The sequence below is a fragment of the Bacteroides propionicigenes genome (genome assembly GCF_018390535.1).
Taxonomy (GTDB): domain Bacteria; phylum Bacteroidota; class Bacteroidia; order Bacteroidales; family Bacteroidaceae; genus Bacteroides; species Bacteroides propionicigenes.
In genome coordinates, this window is sequence record NZ_JAHBBW010000009.1 from 22,120 (window position 1) to 47,521 (window position 25,402).

Here is a 25,402-nt window from a genome sequence, read left to right on the forward strand (position 1 = left end):
TTGATATTGTTAAAAAGAAGTCGTGATAGAGAGGTTGGCGCCTGTATATGCCTGTATCAGACGGCATACACCGCCGGAACATACATAGCCTTCCTTGTTGCGGCCGTAGCTCAGGGCAATGCGGGTGCGTGACTTGGCATAGCTGACGCCTACATTGTAATAATGCACTTTGGTGTCTCCGTGATTGTACATATCACTGCCGTAGATGCTCCAACTGGGGGCGAAGTTCACTTCGAGCAAAGCTGCCATCCAGTCCTTTTCGTTCTCTTGGCTGGTGAGGTATTGCAGTTCCAGGCGAGTGGAGAAGTCCGGTGTAAACTTGTACAGCAAGTCGGCTACGAAAATATTGGAGAGGTTGGTGACCTTGGTCGCGCCATACGAGGGGCTGTACTCTTGCATGGAGTAAAGCAGGTTCATCTTGAACTCTTTGGTCCACTGTTTTTCTACATCTACGCTGAAATCACGGAACAGCATATTGCCTGTCTTGGCAGTGCCTTCCTCGGAGAGGGCATAGTAGGTAGAGAAATTACCGTGTACTTTCAGTCCGCGTTTGCCGCCGATGGCAGTGCCGCGCTTGAAGTAGTAGAATACGTCCAGTTGTCCGCCCATCTCGCCGCTGTTGGTGTAGCTGTTCGTCATGCTGCCTATCTGCGGGGTATAGGGATGCAGGGTCGTGAGCAGGTAAGTGTATTGCGTGCACATGGCAGGCACATAGTTCAGCAGGTTGGAGGTGGAGGTGTTGTCGGAGATGATTTTGCTGTCCATCCATTCCAGACGTCGTCCGGTCAGGTTGATGCCCAGCCCGTTTTTGCTGTAACCCAGCTCCAGCAGCTGCGCGTTGGCGCGTTTGCGGACGTACTGTTTGTCATCGTGGGCAAAGGCGTAGAACTTGTTGCCGCCGTCCACGTATTCACCTTTGGCGGTGAAGCCGTTGCGCTCAAAGTTCACTCTGCCGGAGAAACCGTTGGTATAGGGCTTTCCGCCTTCTTCCTGCAAGTCCACCATCTGGATTTTCTCGTAGCGGTTCAGGGCGGATGCCTCGATTGCCAGCGAAGTGCTTTGCCAGTTCAGCAGGTTGGAGAGGGAGAAGCTGAGGTCGGCGCCGCGTACCTGCGTGTCGGAAAATTCCATGCCGAAGCGGGGTGCGCCCCAGATAGCCTTGAAAGCCACCAGATTCTTATAGTTATAGGTGAAGCGTGCGCCCATTACCGCATTGTTCAGTCCTAATGCCCGGTCTTCCCAGCTGCGGAACAGCAGTCCGCTGCCGAACTGGTCATAGAATGTTCCTGCGGTGATAGAGAAATTCTTGTCCACCCATGAAGCGTAGTAATTGGTCATCTTGGCTTTTTCCAATTCGGAAGGATAGCCGTAGAGGGCGGGCTCGTAGGCTTCCAGCTGTATGCCGGCGGTGAACTTTCCGTGATAGTAGTCCAGTTTCAGGTAGTTGTTGCTACCGAAATGGTCGTCGGGAGATTCAGCTTTTGTCTTGCTGTCGTCCTTGTAGTAATTGGTATTGGTTTCAAAACTTCCGGTCAGGTAACCTTTGTTTTTCGTCTCTTGTGCTCCGGCGGCTGCCGACACTAAGGTCAGCAGCGCTAATGTCCGGAAAAATAGTTTGTTCATGCTCGTGAAACGTTAGCTGTGTCAGTAAATAAATTATTTCTTCAAACCCTTGATTGTTTTCAGCAACTCCTGCTCGCTGCCCGGAGTGTATCCGGTGTGCGAGTAGACAATCTTGCCGTTGGCGTCCACCACGAATACTTGCGGGGTAAGCGTCACGTTCATGGCACGCATAAACTCTTGGTTCTTGTCGTAGAGTACGGTGAAGTCGCTCCAGCCGTGACCTTCGGCAAGCGAACGGGCTTTGGCGGCGGAACGGTTGTCATCGGTGGCGATGGCTATCACGCGGAACTGCGCTTCGTCCAGCCAGTCGGGCATCAGCTCGTTAATGGCGTCCAGCTCGCGGATGCAGGGTTTGCAGGTAGTGGCCCAGAACGAGATAATCATCGGGGTTTTATTATCAACCAGTGAGGCGGTATTTACGAGCTCTCCTTTGGAGTTCTCTATCTTGACCGAGGGCACTTGCGCCCATGCGGTAGTGCAAGCCATAGACAGGCACAATAACGCGGCAGTGATAAATGTTTTCATAAGTAGTTCTTTGTTTTAATTAATAATCAGTATTATTTAATGCGTTCCATCGCGCATTTGCGTATATTGAATTTCATGGTAGCCACTTTGCAGTCCTTGTAAAGGTCGCCTATCAGGGTGTTGCCCGTGAAGGTAATGGTCTTGGTTGCCGGATCGTATTCGCCGCGGTAGCCTTCATAGCCCACGCTGCTTGCGTTCTCACGGAAACGGATGGTGTAGGGGCCGTTGGCAGCTACGTCTTCACCCTGCATGATGTACACGTATATCTTCTTGGCGGCTTCGTCATATTCGTAGCGCATACGCCAGTTGAAGGTCCATTCAATATCTCCTTCCGGGTCGAAACCTTTCTCGTTGGAGCATACCAAGTATTTGCCGTAGGCTTCCGTACCTTCTTCGGCGAGGTTCACCTTGACGGAGAAGCCTACCTGCATATCCATGACGGAAGTACCCGAAGCCGTTCCGGTGAATGCCCACGTTCCGGCAAGCGTTTCGTAGTAATTGGAGTCATTGTCGAGAATCTTCATGGTCATGCTGCTTTTCTGACCGGCCTGTCCGCCCTCTACCGAGGTGATGGCGATGGTGAGAATGCGGTCTGCATTGATTTCTTCATCGTCCACGGGTTTGAACTCAAAGTTGGCGACAGCTTCATCGGCGGAGATAACGAGTGTCTTGGTAGTCACGATGTAATTTTCGTCTTCCGCGGCATTCTCGCTGCTGATGCTGATTGTTACTTTGATGTCTCCGTTGCGTTCGCCTGTCACTTCCACCGGTATGTTGCACAGGTCGGCAGTCTCTTTCACTTCCATTTCAGTATTCTGAAAATTGACGGTGGCGTCTGACGTATTGAGCGTAGCCTCGTCTTCGGAACAGGACACTGTCAGGACACCGCACAGAAGGAGGGTAGCTATCTTCAAGTATTTCATCTTACTCTTTTTTATCATTAATGGTTTACTCTTTCTATCTATTAATATCCGGGGTTCTGCTGTCCGGCAAGTGACGTGTTGGCATCCATTTCCGACTTGGGAATGGGCCATACCATACGGTAGTCGTCGGCGGGTTTGTTCAGTCCGTCGGTAGTGGCTTGTCCGGGGAACAATACCAGACCGGAATTTTGCGGCAGGCCGCGCTTCACGCCTTTGCCCCAACGCTTGAGGTCCATCATGCGGTAGCCCTCACATACCAATTCGCGCTCGCGCTCGTCCATAATCTCGTTCATCAGGACTTCTTGGTTGTTGTAGTTTCCGCCGGAGAATCCGGGAATACGGGCGGTTTTCAGCGTTTTCAGGTAGCCGCGCGCTTTCTCCAGACTGCGTGCCGTACCGATACGCGTATTGGCTTCGGCGGCAATGAGATACATCTCGGCAATGCGGAAGGGCTTCGGCTGGTTCAGGTAGCGGGTTGTTCCGCCCAGCGTATTGAAGTTCTTGTTGCCGGGATACTTGTTGAAGAACTTGATTTGGGCAGCCGTTCCGGTAGAAACGCTCAGCTTGTAGTCTCCGTAGTATACGGCAAGACGAAGGTCGTCGGCATCGTAAAGGTCTATCAACGTCTTGGTAGGGATGTAGTCTTTCTTGGTGGTGGGATAACCGATGAAGAGTGTTCCCAGCGGAGAACCGGCGTCGTCGGCGCTCTGCATGGCTATCTGCCAGATGGTTTCCGTACCGCCGTCCTCTTGCCACATATCTTTAAGTCCGCTTTCATTGTTCAGCAGCGGATAGAAGTCCGAGTCTATCAGGGACTCCGCATAGGCAGCCGCATTCTTGTAGTCGTCCATTTGCAACGCCACGCGGGCACGCAATGCTTTCACTACGTCTACCGTGATGTAGTTGCCGCGTTGCTTGGGGGCTGTGTTTATGTTGACATAGGCGCCGTTGATGTAACGGTCATAGTCTACAATGCCTGAACGGGCTGTCTGGATGCGTGTGTCGGCTTCCGCCAAGTCTTCCGTAATCTGTTTGTAGGTAGCTTCCAGTGAAGAACGTTCCGGATATTCGGAAGCGGAAATCTTGGGTTTGTACTCCAATTGCAGGGGCAGTCCCAAAGTGGAAGCGGCGGTAGCCGGATTATAGTCGGCGCAGTAAAGCGTGGTGAGGTAGTAGTAGCAGTAAGCGCGCGTGAAGTACGCTTCGCCCACGTACACCGCAAGCTGTTGTTTCTGTACGTCGGTAAGGTCGTTTTCCTCGCCTTCGTCCATCTTTTTGGCAGAATCTATAAAGAAGTTGGCGCGTCCGATGGCGGCGTAGCAGTTAGACCAGATAGCCTCTACATAAGAGTTGCTGCTCTGGAAGTTCCAACGGTAGAAGTCACCGTAGGTATTGGAAAAGTCGGCAGTGGCATTAAAGCCGTCTGCCTGAAATTCGGGGGCGAGGACGTAACTGCCGCCCGCCAGACCTATATAGGCGGCGTAGATACCGGTACGTGCTTCCTCGAAAGCATTGATGGAGTTAAGAGCCTCGTCGGCGGGTATTGAGTCGTAGGGCATCATGTCCATGTCGCACGCGCTCAGCCCGAACATCAATGTAGTAAATGCTATGATAGATATTTTCTTCATTTTGGCTTTATACTTTTTAATAGGTTTAGAAAGTTAGTTCAATACCAAAAGTGTATTGCTTGGTGTTGGGGTAGTTACCCAGCTGGAGGTTGCTGTCCACCTCGGGGTCGTAACCCTGGTACTTGGTTACGGTCAGCAGGTTTCTTCCGGTGAAGTACACTTTGGCGCTGTTGATGACACCGGTCTTGCGCAGCCATTGTGCAGGCAGGTTGTAACCGATGGTCAGGTTTTTAAGGCGCATGAAAGACGCGTTTTCCAGCAAGTGGGTATCAAACTGCATGGGAGAATCGGCTACGGCGATGTCGGTAACGTCACCCGGTTTTTGCCAGATGGACAGTACCTTCGTTGTCTGGTTGTTGGAACCGGCAAAAGTGGGATTCTCGGTAAAGTATCGTTCGTTGTTCATCATATACTGTCCCAGCATGAAGGAGAAATCGGCGCTGATGAAGATACCTTTCCAGCCGGCTTGTGTGCCGAAACCGCCCGACCAGGGAGCGTAGCGTTGTTTGCCCACGAATACGGCGTCTTCTTCGGAGTAGTTTTTGGTGAGGTTGCCGTTCTTGTCATACCACATATTGTAGCCGTCGCGCGGGTCAACGCCTGCCCACCGTACGTAATAGTATTCGCCCCAGGCTTTGCCTACTTCCATTTTCAGTCCGGTGTCGGGCAGTGTATATTCGTCCAGTCCGTTGAACAGTTTGGTGATTTCATTCTTGTTGTAGTTGATGTTGCCGGATACGCTCCAGTTCCAGTCCTTGTTCCGGATGATGTCTACGGCAAGGCTGAGGTCGAAACCGCGGTTACGCATACTTGCCACATTTTCCACGCTGTTGCTGTGACCGGTGGTGAAGGAGAGGGGATAGGCCATCAACATATCTGCCGTATGACGGTTGTAGAACTCTATATCCAGTGATACGCGGTCGAACACTCTGGTGGAAAGGCCTACGTTCAGGGTCTTCATGCTTTCCCAAGTCAGGTTGTCATTGCCCACGGTAGAGGGGGCGATACCTGCCTTGCCGTCGTAAATCAAACCGCCGCTCACCAGGGCAAGGGCGTTGTAGGGGCTGATTCCGGAGTTACCGGTTGTTCCGTAGCTGGCTTTCAGCTGCAGGCCGGTCAGCCATGAAATGTCTTGCAGGAATTTCTCTTTCTTCATGTTCCACATGGCTCCCACGGAGTAGAAAGTGGCCCACTGGTTCTGCTTGGCAAAGAGGGATGAACCGTCGCGGCGGCCTGCGAGGTCGATGTAGTAACGGTCGTCGTAGTTATAACTGATAGTGCCGAAGTAGGAGTTGAACACCTTATTATATTTAGTATGCAACGGCACGTCGGAGTCTGCACCGGTGCTCATCAGCATCATACGCTTGTCCAGTATCTTGGTGGCGTAGGCGGTGAAGTTCTCGTTCTTGGTGATGATGGACTCCTGTCCTGCCAGTACCGTGAAGTAGTGCTTGCCCGCAAGGTCGAATTTATATTCGGCGGTGTTGGTGTACGTAAACGAGTAGTAACGCTGGAAAGACTCGCTGGCTTCGCCGGCGCCGTCGAACGGACCTACGGGATATACCTTATGGCTGTTGCGGTAGTCGTATGCTTCTACGGCTTGTGCGGCACGGATATTCAGCCCTTTGACGGGGTTGATGTTGAAGAATGTATTTCCGTTGATGCGTGCCGTGCTGCGTTCGTTGGGCTGTATCTCGGAGAGGTAATAGGGATTGTAGAAACCCAAGTCCGAGAAGTAGTCAAGGCGTTTGCCATAGCCGATGAATTTGCCTTCGTTGTCTTTCAGGATTTCGTTCACCGTCTGGTCGGGGCGGTAGACACGGGCTGCATAGGCCTTGTTGTAGACACTGTTTGCCACGCTTCCGAAAGAGGTGGTGTTGTACTTCTGATAAGACAGGTTCAGGTTGACACCTGCCTTCAGCCAACTGGTGATATTCATTTCTACATTGCTGCGCAGGGTTTCACGACGCATGAAAGAGTCGTCCATGATGCCTTCCGCATCGTAATGTCCGAAAGAAAGGTAATAATTGACACCTTCCGAACCGCCTACTACATTAAGGTCGTACTGCTGTGTGGGGGCGCTTTTGCCGAAGAATACATCCGACCAGTCGGTGGATATGCCGTTGTCTACATAGAAGGCTTTTCTTTCTTGGAAAGCACTGTCGTACAGCTTTCCCGGGTCCATAATCTCCTGAAGGTTAAACCATTGCCCGGAGTTCATCATGCTTGCATTGTCGCCTGTCATCTTGGACCATCCGTACTGGGCGTTAAGGCTGATTCTTGCCTTCTGTCCCATCTTGCCTTTCTTGGAGGTCATGATTACGACGCCGTTGGCGGCACGCGAACCGTAAATGGCTGTGGATGAGGCGTCTTTCAGTACTGTCATGCTCTCTATATCATTAGGGTTCAGTGCTGTGAACGCACTGGACGAGATAGGAGAACCGTCCAGAATGAACAGCGGTTCCGTATCTGAATTGATAGAGCTGACACCGCGCAGGCGCATTACAACCGTTCCGCTGGGTTCGCCGCTGGGGGTGAATACTTGCAGGCCGGCTACTTGTCCTTGCAGGGCGTCTCCTGCATTGGCTACCGGCTTGTTGGCAATCTTGCCACTGTTCACCGTAGACACGGAGCCTACTACCGAACCGAGTTTCTTACCGGTTCCGTAACCTACTACCACTACTTCGTCCATCATTTGTGTGTCGGCTTTCAGCACGACTTTCATCTGCGGCTTTATGGGAACGACCTCGGTTTTCATTCCTATAAAGGAGATTTGCAACGTCTTGGCGGAAGCGGGTACGTCCAAGTTGAACTGTCCGTCTACATTGGTTATTGTTCCTTTGGAACTTCCTTGTACGAGAACAGAAGCTCCGATAACGGGCTGATTGTCCTCCTCGGAAATTACAATTCCCGTAACGTTACGTGTCTGGGCTGTTATTGCTTCGACTCCCAATAACAGGAGCCCTAACAGCAACACCATCTTTCTTTTCATAAAACTTCTTTCTAAATTATTTAATAAATACATGGATCAATAGAATAGTTGTACTCCATCGCGGACATACTTACATTGAACGAATAATATTGCCGGGTCTGTGACCGACAATGTTTTTCAATGTAGTCTCATAAAGTGCTGTGAATACGATTGGGGGAGATAACTCTGATTAAGAATAGGCGGGATAGCATATTTCTCCCCTTCAAAAATCAATCAGAAGGGAGGAACGATAGACAACCGGAAGTTGTCATTAAAGTTGGCATTGTAATACTGATATAATGACCGAATCAAGTTTTCTTGGTTGCGATTATTGCAAAACAAAAAAGAAAACAAGGCTATGTAACAACCTAATAATGATAGGATATTTAGCATATCTGTTATTTTATTAGTATAAATTCGTTAAAATATTTTTTTAATTTTCATCTCTCTTAAAGTTCTTACAGACTTGTCTTTCTTTTTACATTCTTCTGCCTGAAATGCTAAAAATACATTTTTAACAGGGAAAAGAAAAGTACGGCAAGAACTTGGTAACAAGTTGAAATATGCCTTATAATGGTCTGTAACGGTGAATTTACAAGAAACTCCGGAAGGGTTCTGTTTTAAGAAGAAACAGGGTATTTGGAATGGAAGAAGAATAGACCATAATAAAAATTCCTATGCTTCTTTTTTAATTGTGTAAGTTTTATATTTTTTACTAAAAATAATATATTTATCATTTTTATATTTAACTTAATAACCGTGTGGGTGACAGAGTGCTTTTTAACCTCTTCCAACTGCTTATATAGACACGAAATTTATAAAAATACACTCTTTATGATGTTTCCTCGGTGCATATAGTGTCATTTTGACGAAATGCAGATAACGGTGCAAAAAAAAATCCCGTATATGCCATTTTTACAAAAAAAAAACATAACTTTGTAATCGTAATACAGGTGTAATTACATAGATACCAAAAAGGTGTCGTTAAATAAGAGCGGAAAAATCGCTTGTTTATATAATGTATGTATACATTTATTATATATATCAAAAGACAAGTGGTAAACCGACCAAGTTCTTGCCGAACTTTGTGCTCTTTTTGCTTCCAGACCTCCTGCTCTCATAAATAAAATTCTTTCTTACTTTCATATTTTGGGTTGGTTCTGAGTTTTTTAGCCGTATTTTTGGTAGATAGCGGTGAAAATCGTAATTTTCCACGATTTTAGCGGCTCGTTTTTGCAGAACGGAAGGCGGGCGGCTTCATATAATTCGTTGGAATATGAAATATATTATTATTGGTTTAGGTAATTACGGCCACGTGCTTGCCGAAGAGCTTTCAGCCTTGGGGCACGAGGTGATAGGCGCCGATGTGAGTGCCGGTCGTGTAGATAGTTTAAAGGATAAGATAGCCACCGCATTTGTGATTGATGCGACCGATGAACAGGCTTTGTCCGTACTCCCTCTGAACAGCGTTGATGTCGTAATCGTGGCTATCGGTGAAAATTTCGGCGCTTCCATCCGGGTGGCGGCGTTGTTGAAGCAGAAAAAAGTGAAGCGCATTTATGCCCGGGCCATCGACGGCGTGCATCGTTCGGTGCTCGAAGCCTTCGGTCTGGAGCGTATCCTTACTCCTGAGGAAGATGCGGCTCGCGGACTGGTTCATCTGTTGGAGTTCGGTGCGGATATTGAGACTTTCCGCGTGGATTCCAACTACTACGTTATGAAGTTCACAGTGCCCGGAAGGTTTGTTGGTTACAATGTGAATGAACTGAAGCTCGACAACGAATTCGGGCTGAAGCTGCTTGCCCTGAAACGTGCCGAGACTCTGAAGAACTGCTTGGGCATCTCCTTTACGGAGCATGATGTGGTGAACGAACTGCCGGATAATGATAAAATACAGGCGGGAGATCAGCTGGTGTGTTACGGGCGGTATCGGGATTTCCGGAAATTCTGGAAGGCGCTGTGATAATTTGTTTTCAAATAAAGCGATTCTTATGCTTTTTCCCGGGGAAGATTAGTACCTTTGTTGCCTAAGACTAAATCGTTCCACCGTGGAGTTCTTTTCGTTCCTCCACGGTGGAACGGAAAGTTCTCCATGGTGGAACGCAGTGTTCTCCGTGGTGGAACGATTTATTCCGGGTATCTTCTCCCTTAACCGTCGAGGGGCAAGTTGCTGAGTGTAGCATTGACGGCAACAAACTTCAGACTACTATGAGTGCCTATTATGACCTTTTTGAGAAGCCCGACATCCGCCGGACCGGTGAGCAACAACCCCTTTATGCCCGTTTCGTACCTAAAGGTACTATTGATAAAAAAGAATTTATAGACCGTGTCCATCTCTTTTCCGGCATCAGCCGCAGCGTGCTTGAGGGAGCGCTGGCCGCCTTCACGGACGAGATGCGTGACTGCCTTGCCGACGGTTGGAGTGTGGAACTGGGTGAACTCGGCTATTTCACCCCTTCATTGAATTTTCAGCGTCATGCTATGGACAGAGATGAGGTGCGTGCCGCTTCGGTGTCTCTGCGTGGTCTGAACTTCCGTCTGAGCAAGCCGTTTTGTGAGGAGTTGCGGGGTAAGATGAAGCTGGAGCGCAATCCGCAATCCACTTTCCTTGCCGCTACCGTCCTGCCCGCAGAACAACGGATGCATCTGCTTGACGAGTATCTGCAAAAATATCCCTGTATCAACCGCGCCCAGTATGCCCGGCTCACAGGACGCAGCCGCAAGCAGGCGGTTGTAGACCTGAACCAGCTGCTTGAGGATGGCGTGCTGATGAGGCATGGGATGGGGAGGAGTGTGGTATATGCGAAGAGAAAATAGGACGCCACATTAAATACTTGACTTGACCTAATAGAAAACTGGCTATTTTCAGTACTTTTGTAGTCTAAATGCAATTAGCAATGGACAATGATATAACAGTACCGCAAATGACTGAAAGGCAAGCTATGCTTCCCGATAATTACAATAATTGGCGTAAAGAAATCATTTCATTGATTGAGCAGTCTAAATTGAAGGCTATCCTTAGCGTCAATACAGAATTGCTTACTCTTTACTGGAAAATTGGTAGCGATATCCTAACCAAGCAAAAGGAGCAGGGTTGGGGTGCAAAAGTCATTGTGCAATTATCGAAGGACCTCACGAAGCGATTTCCCGATGATAGGGGGTACTCTGTAACCAACTTAAAGTATATGAGAGGATTTGCGTTGAGTTATCCTAATTTTCCGTTTATACAAGTGCCACTTGCTGAATTAGAGTTGCTCCCAATTAGTCAAGCGATACTTGACCAAATCAAAAAGCCGAATGAAGAATTTGGCCAAGTGCCACTTGACCAAATATCGTGGTACCATCATATCTCGTTAATACCTAAGGTAAAAAGCAATACGGAACGTGCGTTTTATATTATGGAAACCGCTGCCAACGGCTGGAGTCGTGATGTAATGCTTTCGCAGATAACGAATGGTTATATCAAAGCCAAGGGCAATGCGATTACCAACTTTCAGGACACCTTACCCGCTTACCAATCGGACTTGGCGCAATATGCTTTCAAAGATCCGTATAACTTCAGTTTCTTGGGAACGGTAGCTTTACAGCGTGAACTTGATATCGAAAAGAACCTTGCTCAACGTATCACCAATTTCCTGTTGGAAATGGGCAAAGGCTTTGCATTCATTGGTCGGCAATACCATTTGACGGTAGACGGCGATGATTACTACATCGACATTCTAATGTATCACCTGCAACTACATTGTTATGTGGTGGTGGAACTGAAAGCTGTGGAGTTTGTGCCCGAATTTGTCAGCAAACTGAATTTCTACATTTCGGCTGTGGACGAATATGTAAAAACATCTGAAGATAAGCCTACCATTGGTTTACTACTATGCCGCTCAAAAAGTGACACCAAAGCACGTTTTGCTCTGCGCGGCATCACCCAGCCATTGGGCATTGCACAATACGAAACCGAAAAACTCTTTGAAGATGTGGCTTCTGTACTGCCACAAATTGAAAATATTGAAAATCAGTTGGAGGAGGATAAAGAATGAGGTTGACTGATATTGCATCCGCCCTTATCTTAAAAAAAAGTATGGCAGGCAGATTGTAACGGAGGGACTTCTTATTTCTCAAAAATTTCAGATTATTTTATTCCTTTTGTTATCAGTGGGTTACTCTTGTATTAGATGCCGGTTGATAGATTTGAAAGTGATGTAAACGACCATTAAAGCACCATGCCGTTTTGTGCCTGTTGTATCTTTGCATCGTGATCACAAAGAAACAGGTTTTGCAAACTGACGAGCGAACAAAGCCGAAAAACAAATTTATTAATCATCTAAAATTAAAAGATTATGGCTTTAAATTACGAAGTGAAAAAGAGAGTGTTCGGTTTTGACAAGACAAAAACAGAAAAGTATGTGGCTCAATTGAAGACATTGGGAACGGTGGAGTTTGGAGATTTGTGTAATGAAGTCACTAAAGTAGGCATGGCGCCGCGCGGTGTGGTGAAAATGGTGCTGGACGGCTTGATAGATACACTGAATATGAATATAAACAAAGGCTTCTCGGTGCAATTGGGAGACTTTGGGTGCTTCCGTCCGGGAATCAATGCTAAAAGTCAGGATAAAGAGGAAGATGTGAAGTCGGATACGGTTTACCGCCGAAAGATAATTTTCACTCCGGGACAACAATTCAAGGAGATGCTGACACGTGTCAGCGTGACGCGCGCCAATTGGGAGAGTTCGGAAACCATTTCCGGAAATGATTCCATACCCGATGGAGGGGAAGATAACAACCCGTTGGGATAATATGCGCTGAAGTGACTGAAAACAAATAACAGTGTATGAGAATGATATGAACTTTTCTCAGGAAAGGTTCATATCTTTTCTCCAATTACTTGACTTCGCCTTCCGGATGTTGTATCTTTACATCAACAATTAAAAATGACACATAAATGATAAACCTGCAAAAGACTATGGAAAATGAAAATGGCTTTCGTATCAGAACGTATACGAAAAAAGAACTGGCATGCTTGTATTGCCCCAATGCTACGGCGCGCTGCGCTATTCGTACACTGACGCGCTGGATTAAACGCAACCGTGAATTGTATGCGGAATTACTCCTTACAGGATACCATGTGAGGGTACGGACATTTATGCCGAGGCAAGTAGGCATCATTGTCCACTATTTGGATGAACCTTGATTGACTTATTGTTTTTATGGCTTTCATTTGTATTTCTCCCGCTCTTTTTGTTCCTTTGCCCTTGTCAATTAAAAAAAGAATCGATGAAAACTGTTGGTTATATAGTGTTTTGTGCAGTGGCGTTGTTGATTGCTTCCTGTGCGTCCCGAAGCAAGAGCGGAGAGGATGTGCAGGTATTGATGAAGGACAGCACAGTGACGTCTGCCCCACAACGTATGCAGGTTTCTGATACAAAAGTGACTATTACTTATAAAGGTAAGGAATATCGCTCGTCTGTGGTCCGCCGTCCGGATGACAGCTTGCCTGTTGTGAAGAATGAACAGGGAGAGAAGTTTGTTGACAACAGCATCACGCTGCGTATTACTTGTGGCGGCAAGCAAATTGTGGACAAGGTGTTTACAAAAGAGAGTTTTGCTTCGCTGGTTGATGCCCGGTTTATGAAATATGCCATTCTGGAAGGATTGGTATATGACAAGACTACTCCTCAGGGCATTCTCTATGCTGCCAGTATCTGCTATCCGCAAACGGATCTTTACGTGCCTCTCAGATTGACAGTTTCCGCCGACGGTAAAATATCCATGGCGAAAGAAGAACTGTTGGAAGATGTGTACGAGGAAGATACTATTCCCAACTGATATCCGGGTAATTCCAGAATGATTCCAGATTTGTGAGGTTTCTTTGCTGATATGAAAATCCTGATTGTAGAAGATGAGCAAGATTTGCGGGAGACGATCCGCACTTCGCTCCTGAAAGAGAAGTTTGTCGTAGAAACGGCTGCCGACTATTTTTCGGCTTTGGATAAGATAAACGACTATGACTATGACTGCATCCTGCTGGACATTATGCTGCCCGGCGGAAGCGGCCTGGATTTGCTGCGCGAGTTGAAGCGATTGCACCGTACGGACAGTGTGCTTATCATCTCCGCCAAAGATTCGCTGGATGATAAAGTGGATGGACTGGAACTCGGAGCCGACGATTATCTGACAAAACCTTTCCATCTGGCAGAACTGAATGCCCGCATAAAGTCTTTGATTCGCCGCCGCCAAACGCAAGGCGATGTGACTGTAACCGTAGGTAACCTGCTGCTCTATCCGGACAAGCGGCAGGCGGAAGTCGACGGCGCTCCCCTGCAACTGAACCGTAAGGAGTTCGATTTGCTGTATTACTTCGTGGTGAATGCCAACCGGGTTATCAATAAAATGAGCCTTGCCGAGTCGGTGTGGGGCGACAATATTGACCAAGCCGATTCTTTGGACTTTATTTATTCGCAAGTGAAAAACCTGCGCAAGAAGTTGAAATCGGCCGATGCTTCCGTCGAACTGAAGGCTGTCTACGGTTTTGGCTATAAACTGTCCGAACTATGAAACTGGTGTACTACACATACCGTAAAATTTCCTTACTGCTATTTGTGTTAATGGCGGTGTGGGGCGTACTGTTTTATTATGCCATTATTGATGAAGTTGTTGACGAAACGGACGATACGCTGGAGAATTATGCCGGGATATTGATGGAACATGCGCTTCATGACCCTTCTATTCTTGAAACGGAAGGCTCTTTGATGTCTTTTTATAAATTCCTGCCTATCTCTGAAGAAGAGGGGAAGCATTATCAGGAGGTCTTTTATGATTCTACTGTTTATATCGAACTTGAGGATGAGAACGAACCGGTACGTGTGATGCGTACGGCTTTTCGTATGCCCGACGGTCAGTTTTACGAACTGACCCTGATGATTTCCATTTTGGAACGGGACGATATGGTAGAGGCGGTGCTTTGGTATTTGGGAGCTTTGTTCTTGCTTCTTCTTATTTGTACGTCTGCCGGTATTCAGCTGATATTGAAGGGAGTATTCCGTCCGTTGCATAAGCTGCTGGACTGGCTGCACAATATTCAGCCCGGAAAGGAGGTGCCGGTGTTGGAAAATCCTACGAAAATACGTGAGTTTCGTCAGCTGAGCGAAGCTGCAGTAGATATGGGCAACCGTAGCTACAAGGCCTATGAGGAACAAAAACAGTTCATAGAAAACGCTTCGCATGAGTTGCAGACACCGCTTGCCATAGTACGCGGCAAGGTGGAACTGCTGGCAGAAAATGATAATCTGACTGAACAGCAGATGAAAGAACTGGATGAAATCTATTCTACTTTGGGACGTGCTGTGAAGCTGAATAAATCCCTGTTGCTGCTGTCACGTATAGAGAACGGGCAGTATACGGAATTGGAAGATGTGTCGGTAGATGAAATTCTGGATAATCTTCTGCCGGACTTGATGGATATATACGAGCATAAGCAAGTGCGCTTGGTGCGTGAGCGGGGAGAACATCCTTTTATTATCCGTTGTAATCATTCGTTGGCTCAGATTCTGGTTTCCAATCTGGTGAAGAATGCATTGCTCCATAATGAGGATGGAGGAGAGTTGCAGATACTCACTACTCCGGCTTCGCTGGCTATAAAGAATACGGGAGATACATCGCTGGACGGTGAGAAACTGTTCCGCCGTTTCTATCACAGCATTGACGGAAAGAAAGATTCTACGGGGCTGGGACTTGCCATAGCCCGCTCCATTGCCCGGATTTCTTCCTTGAGGCTTACGTACGAATGGCAGGAAGGGATGCATTGTTTCCTGCTTGTTAAAGAAAACAAAAATAACAGTTAACTTCGATTATTCCCAAATCTTTCCTATTTCTCTGTCGTTATTTGCAGTGTGAATGATACAAAACAATTTAGTAACATTAAAAAAATAACGATTATGAAAAAAGTATTATCTATTCTTGTGTTGGCTCTTGTAGCCGTACAGTTTGCATTTGCAGGCGATGTCATTACACGTGATGCCAAGCAACTGCCTTTGACTGCCCGTAACTTTATCAACCAGTATTTTACCAAACCTCAAATTTCTCATATTAAGATTGAAACCGGAATATTGGGATCTAAAAAGTATGAGGTATTATTGACCGACCGCACAGAAATTGATTTTGACAGTAACGGTAACTGGACGGATGTGGATTGCAAGAAGGCTGCCGTACCCGAAGCATTGATTCCGGTATCTGTGAAGGAATATGTAAAAAAGAATTTTCCACAAGAGATTATTACAAAGATTGAACGAGACCGTAGCGGAGTGGAAGTGGAACTTGCCAATGACTATTCGTTGAAATTCAACAGTAAGGGAAAGTTTGTCAGCATGGATGATTGATTGTTACATTAAATGTATAACTTTAAAATTACAGTAAGGTATGAAAATGAAAATTCAAATGTTAGCGATGTTGTTTATTGCCGCAATGGTTTTCAGCGCATGCAGCGATGATGATAAGAATGACAATATAACTGCCCCGGATGCGATATCTAAAGCGTTTAAGGAGAAATATCCGGCTGCTACGGACGTTGAATGGGAGCGGAAAGGTAATTTCTTTGTAGCCGACTGTTGGATGGATGGTAGGGAAATGGACGTGTGGTTTGATACTCAGGCTGTCTGGCAATTGACCGAAGTAAACATTTCTTGGGAGGGTTTGCCGGCTGCTGTACAGACTGCCTTCAATACCGGAGAATATGCCAACTGGAAACGGGAGGATATTGATATGCTGGAATATCCGGTGGAGCCTGTACAGTACGTCATCGAAGTGGAAAAAGGCAATATGGAATACCAATTGTTCTATGACCAAAGCGGTAACCTATTGGACCAAAAGGATGTCAGTGGAGATAAAGATGATACGCATTGGCCGTAACTTTACATCGGCTTATAATCCTTAGCTAATCCTCCTTCACTGGTTTCCTTGTACAGTGAAGGCAGGTCATTTCCGGTTTCTTTCATCACCTCCACTACTTTGTCGAAAGATACACGGTGCATACCGTCGGTGAAAGAGGAGTAGAGGTTGGCATCGAGGGCACGTGCGGCGGCGTAGGCATTTCTTTCTATGCATGGAATCTGTACCAGACCGCATACAGGGTCACAGGTCATTCCCAAATGATGTTCCAGACCCATTTCAGCTGCATACTCTATTTGTGCAGGACTACCGCCAAACAATTGGTTGGCGGCTGCGGAGGCCATGGCGCAGGCTACGCCGACTTCACCCTGACAGCCAACTTCCGCCCCCGAAATGGAAGCATTGGTTTTTACTATATTTCCTACTAATCCGGCTGTGGCAAGGGCTCGTAAGATACGCGTGTCGCTAAATTCACGACTTTTGGACAGATGATAAAGTACAGCGGGCATAACACCGCAAGAACCGCATGTGGGAGCTGTGACAATGATACCTCCTGAAGCATTTTCCTCACTTACCGCCAAAGCATAGGCAAAAACCAGTCCGCGGGATTGCAAAGACTGCTTGTAGCCGCTGGCTCGTATGTAATAGGTTGAGGCCTTGCGGCGCAAGTTCAGCGGACCGGGTAATACACCTTCTTGCTCCAGCCCTCGTTTTACGGCATCCTGCATGGTTTTCCACACTTCTTGCAGGTAATCCCATATGTCGCTGTCCTCACACTCCTTGACATATTCCCAATAACTTTTGCCTGTACGCTCACACCATTGCAGAATTTCCGTCATACTGTTCATGGAATATACATCGGGAGTATTGACCGAAGATGCTCCGTCGTTCTCTTCTGCCAAAGCGCCGCCGCCAATACTGAAAACCGTCCATTGGTCGGTGTCTCTCCCTTCTTTATCCATCGAAACAAACTTCATTCCGTTGGGGTGGAAGGGGAGGAAAATCTTAGGCTCCCAAATAATCTCTACCGGTGCTACCGGTTGCAGGACTTCGGTTATGGCGATGTTGGTCATGTGACCTTTGCCTGTTGCGGCCAGACTGCCGTACAGCGTTACTTTGAATGCCGCAGCTTCCGGATGTCTTGCCAGAAATATTTCGGCAGCTTTACGAGGCCCCATTGTGTGGCTACTTGAAGGACCAGTGCCAATGCGATAGAGTTCTTTGATTGATTTCATTTTAGTACTTAGTTATCGGATTATTAGTCTCTATTTTCTGTCTTCTGTTTCTTAATTCTCAACTAACTCAAATCTACAACCGTAATTCCCGCTCCGCCAAACTGTATATGTTCGTCGGCAAAGCGGCTTACACCGGGTACAGTTTGCAGATATTGGCGGATGAGGGTACGAAGGATGCCTGTACCTGTGCCATGAAGGATGCGTACGCGGGACATTCCCACCAGTATGGCATCGTCTATGAAATAGGTAACCGCTTGTAAGGCCTCATCTCCACGCATACCGCGTACGTCTATATCTTGTTTGAAGTTCAGCTTCTTTTCGTACATACTGTCTTGGGTTTGCGAACTGATGTAGGTACTTTTGGCAGAGACGTCTGCTTGCTTGGGCTGTGCGTTTGTCCGCTCCAGCCTGTCCAGCTTGACGGTGGTTTTGATGCTGCCGAAAGCAACGGTGGCATTCTTTCCGTTTATCTCCAACACTTCACCTACCGAAGTTTGCCCTTTTATCTTGACATTGCTGCCGGGTACGATTGCTGCCAGGCGTTCGGCTTCTTTTCGCGCCTGTTGCTCTGCCAATGCCTGGGCGGACAGTGTATTTTCCTGTCCTTTATCGGCTTTCTTTTCCTTTTTCCGGTTCTGCTTTTCTTTCAGCTTTTCTATTTTGCGGGCAATCTTCTCTTCCTGTTCCTTAGCGGCAAGAGCGTCCATTGATTCGCGGAAATCATTCAGTTCCTGGCGTACCTGACGTGTCTTTTCTTTTTCTGCTTGCACCTCTTTTATGGTACGAATAGTATTCTCGATGCGGGCATTGGCTTCTTGCATCAGTTGCTCGGCTTCTTCTTTGGCTTTTCGCAAAATCTCCTTGCGGGATTTCTGTAATTCTTCTATCTCCGTCTGGTATCGGGCGATGGTTTCTTCCATATGCTTTTCACGCTGCCGGATAGTCTGGCGTTTGCCTTCCCAGTATCGTTTGTCGCGTACGATGTCTTGCAGGTATTTGTCGGCATTGATGTACTCGCTGCCTACAATCTCCGAGGCATCGGCGATTACATCTTCCGGTAATCCGATTTTGCGGGCAATCTCTACGGCGAATGAACTGCCCGGATTACCTATCTGGAGTTGGAATAAAGCCTGCATCAAGTGGCGGTCGTATAGCATGGCACCATTTACTACCCCTTCGTGATCTTCGGCAAAATGCTTCAGATTCTGGTAGTGTGTAGTAATAACACCGAACGTCTGCTTTTGGTTGAAACGCTTCAGTACTGCTTCGGCTATCGCTCCGCCAATCTGGGGTTCCGTACCGCCGCCAAACTCGTCAATCAGGATGAGGCTGCGTTCGTTGCAGTTCTTCATCATTATCTTCATGTTCGTCAGATGCGAAGAGTAGGTACTCAGGTCGTCTTCGATGGATTGTTCATCGCCGATGTCAATGAATATATTGCTGAATATGCCGGCATGGCTGCGCTCGTGCATCGGGATGAGCAAGCCGCATTGCAACATATATTGCAGCAATCCTACGGTTTTCAGGCAGACAGACTTGCCGCCGGCATTAGGACCGGAAATGATGAGGATGCGTTGCTGTCCGTTCAGCTCTATATCCAGCGGTACTACCTTTTTGCCATGTTTGGCAAGGGAGAGTTGCAGCAGCGGATGGACAGCCATTGTCCAGTCTAAAACCTGTTTGTTTTCGAAAGCGGGTTTCAGCCCGGTGATTTGTTCGGAAAATAATGCTTTGGCACGTATGAAATCTATTTCAGCAAGAAATTCATAGGATAGCAAGACATCGGGAATAGATGGTCGCAACAGATTGGAAAACTCCATTAGTATACGGATAATCTCCCGTCGTTCGTCTCCTTCCAGCTCGCGGATGCGGTTGTTGGCTTCCACCACTTCGGCAGGTTCGATGAATACGGTTTTTCCGCTGGCAGATTCATCGTGTACAATACCTTTTATTTTCCGTTTCAAGGCCGGCACTACGGGAATAACCAGTCGTCCGTCGCGCATTGTGGGAGTTACGTCCTTATCTACAACCCCTTCAGACTGTGCATTGCGCAAGATACTGTTCAATGAACGCGAAATGTTTCCCATTGTGCTTGCCAATTCCCGGCGGATACGTGCCAGTTCTGCCGATGCGTTGTCTTTTATTTTTCCGTAGGGGGAGAGAATGCCGTTTATTTTTCCGATAAGTTGCGGGAATACGGTTATGTCTCCCGCCAGTCGTTTGAGGCAAGGGTAGGGAGATGGGTCGTCTTCCTCATCTTCGTTTTTTTGAAGGAAATGTACTATGTCACGTATCGTCTCTAATGAGCGGCGGAGATCGAAAAGTTCCTGCTCGTCCAGATACATACCCTCCACCCGTATTCGTTTCAGGGATGGACGTACATCGAAAAAATATTGTGCGGGAAAATTGTCTTCTTCCTGAAGTATGCGTACAAATTCTGTAACTTGATCCAGACGCTCTTCCACTTCACCAAAACGGTCGGAGAATGCCATGTCTGTCACTCGCTCTTCGCCAAGCGTACTGAGGCACTTCTCTCTTAGCAGCTGGCGTATTTGGTCGAAACCTATCTTCTGTTCAAAGTTCTGTGGGTATATCATGGATGCAAAAGTACAATTAATTCATGAAAAAACAGGAAGTATGTTTGCAGAATTAAAAATGATTTGTACCTTTGCACCGCTTTAGAAGAAAAGCACTTCTTGAATAGGAAGTTTTGGAGAGGTGGCAGAGTGGTCGATTGCGGCGGTCTTGAAAACCGTTGTGCTGCGAGGCACCCGGGGTTCGAATCCCTGTCTCTCCGCTGAACGTGCTGGACAGAAATGGTCAGCAAACGGACAAAAAGCTACAAATCAATGATTTGTGGCTTTTTTTATTGCCCGAAAGTCCTGCTTCCAAGACTTCAAAAGTACGGTAAAAGACAAAGTTTCGTTACTAAATCGTTACCTATTCCCCGCCGGACAAAAACGGTAACGATTTGTCCATAAATGACCTGATAATGACTTGATTAGTCCATAGTCTGCATAACTCGAAAACGAGAGGTAAAAATTAATTTTGCAACTAAAAAAAGTGAGTTATGAAATCGACATTCAAGGTTCTTTTTTATTTGAAGAAAGGTTCTGAAAAGAAAAACGGCGAGGTTATGATTATGGCACGCATCACCATAGACGGCAAACTTTGCCAGTTCAGTACGAAACAGAGCATCCAGCCCGACAACTGGAGCATTACTGCGGGCAAAGCCAAAGGCAGGGATGCCGGGAGGATAAACGCCCTTTTGGACGACATACGTTCTTCCCTGAATACCATTTACCACGAAATGCAGCGGCGTGACAATTACGTGACCGCCGAGAAAGTGAAAAACGAGTTCTTGGGACACAGCGAGAGCCACGAAACAATCCTTTCATTGTTCCAAAAGCACAATGACGATGTGAAGCAGCTTGTAGGCATATCCAAGACGATAGCGACCTACCGCAAGTATGAAGTGACCCGCCGCCACCTCGCTGAATTTATCCAAAGCAAGTACAACGTATCGGACATATCCATAAAGGAGATAAGCCCGATGTTCATTACCGATTTTGAGTTGTATTTGCGTACCGCCTGCAAGTGCGGCTACAACACCACCGCCAAGTTCATGCAGTTCTTCAAGCGTATCATCATCATCGCCCGTAACAACGGCATACTGGTGGGCGACCCTTTCGCCAGCTACAAAATCCGGCTGGAAAAAGTGGACAGGGGTTATCTGACAGAGGACGAGATTAAAATTATCCTTAAAAAGAAAATGGTTTCCGAACGGCTGGAACACGTCAGGGACTTGTTCGTCTTTTCCTGTTTCTGCGGTCTGGCATACAGCGATGTCGCCAATTTGCGGCAGGAGAATATCCAAAAGTCTTTTGACGGCAACCTTTGGATAATCACCAAGCGGGTAAAGACCAACACGGACGTGAATGTCCCCCTGCTGGATATTCCCAAGATGATTTTGAAGAAGTACAAGGGCAAGTTGCCGGACGGCAAGATACTTCCCGTAATCAGCAATCAGAAGCTAAACGCCTACTTGAAAGAGATTGCCGATATATGCGGTATTAAAAAGAACCTGACATTCCACCTTGCCCGGCACACGTTCGCCACGACCACCACGCTGTCAAAGGGCGTACCCATTGAAACGGTGTCCAAGATGCTGGGACACACAAACATAGAAACTACGCAAATCTACGCCCGCATCACCAACAGCAAGATAGGCAGCGATATGCAGGGGCTTGACAAGAAGTTTGTCGGCATTGAGAAGATTTACAAGGAAGTTGCCATGTAATCTTGATTATATGGAACTGGTCACAATTTGTGACCAGTCCTTACTATTATTCCAACATTGCTAAATCTCCTAAAATATACGATTATGGATTTGCAGATTATCCAAAACAAGATTTTTGAGGTCAGAAGTTGCCGGGTGATGCTCGATTATCATTTGGCAGAACTCTACCAAGTGGAAACACGAGCCTTGAAGCAGGCGGTCAAGCGCAATATCGAGCGTTTTCCGGGTGATTTTATGTTTGTACTCACCCAAGAGGAAGCTAACTTGCTGTTATCCACAGGGGTATCACAAAATGTGATACCCCCTGCTTACAACTTCGGCGTTGCTATGCCTATGGCTTTCACCGAGCAGGGCGTAGCCATGCTTTCTTCGGTTCTCCGCTCCAAAGTAGCCATAGAAGTAAACATTTCAATCATGCGGGCTTTTGTCCTCATGCGCCAAATGGCAATCGGTTACGAGGAACTGTCAAGGCGCATCGAGGAACTGGAGGTAAGCACCGATGCGCAGTTCAACGAACTGTACCAAGTCCTTACCCAGCTTTTGAGCCAGTCGAAACAACAGAAAGAACGCCGTCCGGTAGGTTTCGTTACCTATAACCGTGGCAAGAACGAATAGGTAACGATTTCGGTAACGAAATTCCACTTAATAACCTATATCCCAGCATTGTACATTCTTCCACCTTGCGGGCAGTCTACCGACTACCCGCATTTTTTATATCCTTTTCCAACTGGCACATTTCCCGAAACGCCAGCCGTGCGTGGCATGGCTGACTGTATTTCGTGAAAAGAGCCGTTGGAAACCCGCACAAGCGTATTGCAAGCAAGCTCACAACACCCTTGCCTTTCCCGCCCGCATGGAGTGTTCCCTAAAAGATGAAAGAGAACAGGCACTTTTCCCCAGTTTCCCTATTTGTAAATCTTCCTCTTACGCAGTCCCCCAGCCGGGACAGTCGTTTTAATCATTTCAATAGGCAAAGGTAGTTACGTGTTCTTCACGATTTTGCAAGGTCGAGCCGTTCCGGTTTGGCGAAAAAATCTTCCCTGCCTTGCGAGGTATTTTTTGCCCAAAACCTTGCAAACTCTAAACACTACCCTTTTACGCCTATGTGAAACGAAAACGACCGACCCGACCGGAAGACGCATAAAAAAAAAGTCGGATTTACGGGAAACAGGAAAAAAATTCAGTGAAACTTCAACTCCCTCACCTCTCAAATCCGCATAAAATTAAAAACTTAAAAAATTACAGCAATATGGAAGCAAAGGTATTATCGGAAGCAAAAGTTTATGTAGGCACTTATGCCAAGTACAACAACGGTTCATTGTCCGGCGCATGGCTCGACCTTTCGGACTATTCGGACAAGGAAGAATTTTATGAAGCCTGCCGGGAACTTCACAAGGACGAGGAAGATGCGGAATACATGTTTCAGGACTGGGAGAACGTGCCGGAGGGCTTAATCGGCGAAAGCTGGATTTCTGAAAACTTCTTCGCCCTGCGTGATGCGGTGGAGGATTTGAGCGACACCGAGCAGGAAGCCTTTTTCGTGTGGTGCAACTATAAAAGCCATGATTTGGGCGAGGAAGATGCGGACGACCTTGTACGTGATTTCCGGGACGAGTATCTGGGTCAATATGACGATGAAGAAGATTTCGCCTATGAAATTATCGAGGAATGCTACGACCTGCCGGAGTTCGCAAAGACCTATTTCGATTATGAAAAGTTCGCCCGTGACCTTTTTATGTGCGATTACTGGTTTGATGACGGTTTTGTGTTCCGTGCGGCATAACAACCAATCCGGGCGGGGTGTCAAAGCCCTGCCCGTTAAAAACGACCAAGCGATGAAACGGAAAAGCATTTATAAAATCCTTTGGCGGGTGTTGCTGCTCTGCCTTGCATGGCGGTTTACCAGCGTAGCCGGAGCAGGCACGGCGATAACGGCGTATATCGTGTTTTGTGCCGCCCGTTTCCTGCTCCGGGTCTGCCTTTCAGCCCTTTATGCGCTGGGCGTGGCTCTGCTTTTCCTGCTGTTGCTTTCTTTACTGATATTATAACCATTAAAAAAAATAGAACATCATGCAGTCACTTAACAAAAACGGGGTAAGCATTACCCAAACACCGGGAGAAGAAAAGTTCGTGAAATGCTGTTTAGGGGCTTTCAGGGGACAAATTTATTATCAATATGACTACCGCCACACGGACGGCGAACTTTTCAGCACGGTAGCCAAAACGCTGGACGAGTGCCGCCGCAGGCGTGACGAATGGATAGCGAAGAAGAACGGAGTAATAAACAAGTAAATTTTAGGGACATGAAAACAACAGAAGTAAACAAGGAGCTTATCGGCAGGCGTTGCGAGTGCATTTTTACGGGCTTAATGGTAACGGGCGTTATCGAGGACACAGAAGAAAACGAACACACCATAGAGGTAAAAGTCCGTTTCGACCACCCGCACCAGTGGGGCGATGATTTGTATAATGATGTGTGGGCGTGGGGGCGCAAAATAGACGAGTTCGGCACGCTGCACCATTTGCAACTGTTGGAGGATAAACCGGACTTTCAGATAATGACGGTAGTTTTCGGCGAACCAATCAGCCGGATAGACCGCAGTGTTTTTGAAGATGTTGCAACGTGGGGTGTCTGTTCCCTGCAAGGCTGGGTAAACAGCTATGAAAGTGTCCGGTTTGTAGCTATAGACGACCATACGGCAATCATCACGGGCGAATATAACATGGAGCAGGTAAAGGTGTGGTTAGAGAAATACACGTCCATAAAGAGCCTTAAAACCAGTTGATAGAAAACGGCGGCTGCTTGCCGCCGTTACTTTCTTCCGTGAGCCTGCCAGCGGGTGAAGAAAGTAACAAAGAAGCCTTTCGTTTTCCCTATCATGGAAACATCCCGCCGATGCTTCCCGGCGGGATGTCTGCCCGATATTTACGCTTTGCGTATCATTCCATACCCGGTTTCCCAAGAGGATGATAAAAACGAATGTCGCAACTATAAATCCTCATAGTGAATAAATTTTACACCAAGTATGCACACGGTTTCTTCTTCCTCGATGTCATATTTCCATGTCCGTTTATTGACAAGCATTTCCGTGTCGCAATCGAACCATTCCATTACAGGCGCATCATCTTCTTCGTCCGCCCATTTGAAAACCTGATTGGACGGCGTTTTCCATAATTCAGCACTGTCACGTTCGGAAATACAGTCCTTGTCCATAATGATGATGTCACCTACTGCCGGAACTGTATCTGTTTCCAACGTGGTTTCTATGTACCACGAGATGCCTTCTATATCCAATTCTATTTTTACCATGTCGTTT

24 protein-coding genes and 1 tRNA gene are annotated in these 25,402 nt (G+C 47.2%); 17 read left to right on the forward strand and 8 right to left on the reverse strand.

All coding sequences use genetic code 11. The features are described 5' to 3' along the window. Positions 1-9: 9 nt before the first annotated feature. Genes KG118_RS11580 through KG118_RS11600 form a run of 5 tightly spaced genes read right to left on the reverse strand, consistent with a single transcriptional unit; the run spans position 10 to position 7,691 of the window. A complete protein-coding gene (locus tag KG118_RS11580) occupies positions 10-1,623 on the reverse strand; it encodes a DUF6029 family protein (protein WP_117712849.1) in 1,614 nt (537 codons plus the stop codon). Positions 1,624-1,656: 33 nt separating this feature from the next. Beyond that, entirely contained in the window at positions 1,657-2,148 is a 492-nt protein-coding gene (locus KG118_RS11585; protein WP_117712848.1) for a TlpA family protein disulfide reductase, read from the reverse strand. Between the two features lie 32 nt (positions 2,149-2,180). Next, positions 2,181-3,071: a Calx-beta domain-containing protein gene (locus KG118_RS11590; protein ID WP_213388466.1), complete on the reverse strand. Its 891-nt coding sequence runs from the start codon at positions 3,069-3,071 to the stop codon at positions 2,181-2,183. 41 nt (positions 3,072-3,112) lie between these two features. After that, positions 3,113-4,699, reverse strand: a complete 1,587-nt coding sequence (locus KG118_RS11595; protein ID WP_213388467.1) for a RagB/SusD family nutrient uptake outer membrane protein — start codon at positions 4,697-4,699, stop codon at positions 3,113-3,115. 25 nt (positions 4,700-4,724) lie between these two features. Next, entirely contained in the window at positions 4,725-7,691 is a 2,967-nt protein-coding gene (locus KG118_RS11600) for a SusC/RagA family TonB-linked outer membrane protein (protein ID WP_213388468.1), read from the reverse strand. A gap of 1,255 nt (positions 7,692-8,946) precedes the next feature. Here KG118_RS11600 and KG118_RS11605 point away from each other — a divergent pair. The 10 genes from KG118_RS11605 (at position 8,947) to KG118_RS11650 (ending at position 16,571) form a co-directional block, all read left to right on the forward strand. Next, entirely contained in the window at positions 8,947-9,633 is a 687-nt protein-coding gene (locus KG118_RS11605; RefSeq protein WP_117712845.1) for a potassium channel family protein, read from the forward strand. A gap of 245 nt (positions 9,634-9,878) precedes the next feature. After that, positions 9,879-10,487 (forward strand): HU family DNA-binding protein, encoded by a 609-nt coding sequence (locus KG118_RS11610; RefSeq protein ID WP_118323208.1) that lies wholly within the window; start codon positions 9,879-9,881, stop codon positions 10,485-10,487. Between the two features lie 80 nt (positions 10,488-10,567). Then, positions 10,568-11,707 carry a PDDEXK nuclease domain-containing protein gene (locus tag KG118_RS11615; RefSeq protein ID WP_118323209.1) on the forward strand — a complete coding sequence of 380 codons (1,140 nt, stop codon included), beginning with the start codon at positions 10,568-10,570 and terminating at the stop codon, positions 11,705-11,707. 300 nt (positions 11,708-12,007) lie between these two features. Further along, a complete protein-coding gene (locus KG118_RS11620) occupies positions 12,008-12,463 on the forward strand; it encodes an HU family DNA-binding protein (protein WP_117712842.1) in 456 nt (151 codons plus the stop codon). Positions 12,464-12,630: 167 nt separating this feature from the next. Next, positions 12,631-12,858 (forward strand): DUF4248 domain-containing protein, encoded by a 228-nt coding sequence (locus KG118_RS11625; RefSeq protein WP_117712860.1) that lies wholly within the window; start codon positions 12,631-12,633, stop codon positions 12,856-12,858. Positions 12,859-12,941: 83 nt separating this feature from the next. Beyond that, on the forward strand, positions 12,942-13,493 hold the full coding sequence (locus KG118_RS11630; protein WP_213388469.1) for a DUF4738 domain-containing protein: 552 nt from the start codon (positions 12,942-12,944) through the stop codon (positions 13,491-13,493). A gap of 51 nt (positions 13,494-13,544) precedes the next feature. Beyond that, the gene (locus tag KG118_RS11635) at positions 13,545-14,222 is read left to right on the forward strand and encodes a response regulator transcription factor (RefSeq protein WP_117712840.1); all 678 of its coding nucleotides are present in this window, start codon (positions 13,545-13,547) and stop codon (positions 14,220-14,222) included. Further along, complete coding sequence (locus tag KG118_RS11640; protein ID WP_117712839.1) at positions 14,219-15,508, forward strand: sensor histidine kinase; 1,290 nt, start codon at positions 14,219-14,221, stop codon at positions 15,506-15,508. The genes KG118_RS11635 and KG118_RS11640 overlap by 4 nt, the downstream gene beginning before the upstream one ends. Before the next feature lie 93 nt (positions 15,509-15,601). Continuing rightward, positions 15,602-16,042 carry a PepSY-like domain-containing protein gene (locus KG118_RS11645; RefSeq protein ID WP_117712859.1) on the forward strand — a complete coding sequence of 147 codons (441 nt, stop codon included), beginning with the start codon at positions 15,602-15,604 and terminating at the stop codon, positions 16,040-16,042. Positions 16,043-16,082: 40 nt separating this feature from the next. Further along, positions 16,083-16,571 (forward strand): PepSY-like domain-containing protein, encoded by a 489-nt coding sequence (locus KG118_RS11650; RefSeq protein ID WP_213388471.1) that lies wholly within the window; start codon positions 16,083-16,085, stop codon positions 16,569-16,571. Between the two features lie 2 nt (positions 16,572-16,573). Here the strand turns inward: KG118_RS11650 and KG118_RS11655 are convergent, their stop codons facing one another. Continuing rightward, positions 16,574-17,785: an L-serine ammonia-lyase gene (locus KG118_RS11655; protein ID WP_117712837.1), complete on the reverse strand. Its 1,212-nt coding sequence runs from the start codon at positions 17,783-17,785 to the stop codon at positions 16,574-16,576. Positions 17,786-17,847: 62 nt separating this feature from the next. After that, positions 17,848-20,382: an endonuclease MutS2 gene (locus tag KG118_RS11660; RefSeq protein ID WP_213388473.1), complete on the reverse strand. Its 2,535-nt coding sequence runs from the start codon at positions 20,380-20,382 to the stop codon at positions 17,848-17,850. Between the two features lie 115 nt (positions 20,383-20,497). Between KG118_RS11660 and KG118_RS11665 the strand changes: the two genes are divergently transcribed. From KG118_RS11665 to KG118_RS11695, 7 genes are all read left to right on the forward strand, one after another. Then, positions 20,498-20,582: transfer RNA gene (locus tag KG118_RS11665), tRNA-Ser, on the forward strand. A 273-nt stretch (positions 20,583-20,855) separates the two neighbouring features. Then, positions 20,856-22,085 (forward strand): site-specific integrase, encoded by a 1,230-nt coding sequence (locus KG118_RS11670; RefSeq protein ID WP_007478215.1) that lies wholly within the window; start codon positions 20,856-20,858, stop codon positions 22,083-22,085. Between the two features lie 84 nt (positions 22,086-22,169). Further along, the gene (locus KG118_RS11675) at positions 22,170-22,700 is read left to right on the forward strand and encodes an ORF6N domain-containing protein (RefSeq protein WP_007478213.1); all 531 of its coding nucleotides are present in this window, start codon (positions 22,170-22,172) and stop codon (positions 22,698-22,700) included. A 634-nt stretch (positions 22,701-23,334) separates the two neighbouring features. Continuing rightward, a complete protein-coding gene (locus tag KG118_RS11680) occupies positions 23,335-23,868 on the forward strand; it encodes an antirestriction protein ArdA (RefSeq protein ID WP_007754113.1) in 534 nt (177 codons plus the stop codon). A 52-nt stretch (positions 23,869-23,920) separates the two neighbouring features. Beyond that, complete coding sequence (locus tag KG118_RS11685) at positions 23,921-24,133, forward strand: hypothetical protein (protein ID WP_007754115.1); 213 nt, start codon at positions 23,921-23,923, stop codon at positions 24,131-24,133. 22 nt (positions 24,134-24,155) lie between these two features. Next, positions 24,156-24,377, forward strand: a complete 222-nt coding sequence (locus tag KG118_RS11690) for a DUF3873 domain-containing protein (protein WP_007754116.1) — start codon at positions 24,156-24,158, stop codon at positions 24,375-24,377. Between the two features lie 11 nt (positions 24,378-24,388). Continuing rightward, positions 24,389-24,871 carry a DUF7258 domain-containing protein gene (locus KG118_RS11695; protein WP_028728958.1) on the forward strand — a complete coding sequence of 161 codons (483 nt, stop codon included), beginning with the start codon at positions 24,389-24,391 and terminating at the stop codon, positions 24,869-24,871. Between the two features lie 203 nt (positions 24,872-25,074). Here the strand turns inward: KG118_RS11695 and KG118_RS11700 are convergent, their stop codons facing one another. Next, positions 25,075-25,395: a hypothetical protein gene (locus KG118_RS11700; RefSeq protein ID WP_007754121.1), complete on the reverse strand. Its 321-nt coding sequence runs from the start codon at positions 25,393-25,395 to the stop codon at positions 25,075-25,077. Positions 25,396-25,402 lie beyond the last annotated feature (7 nt).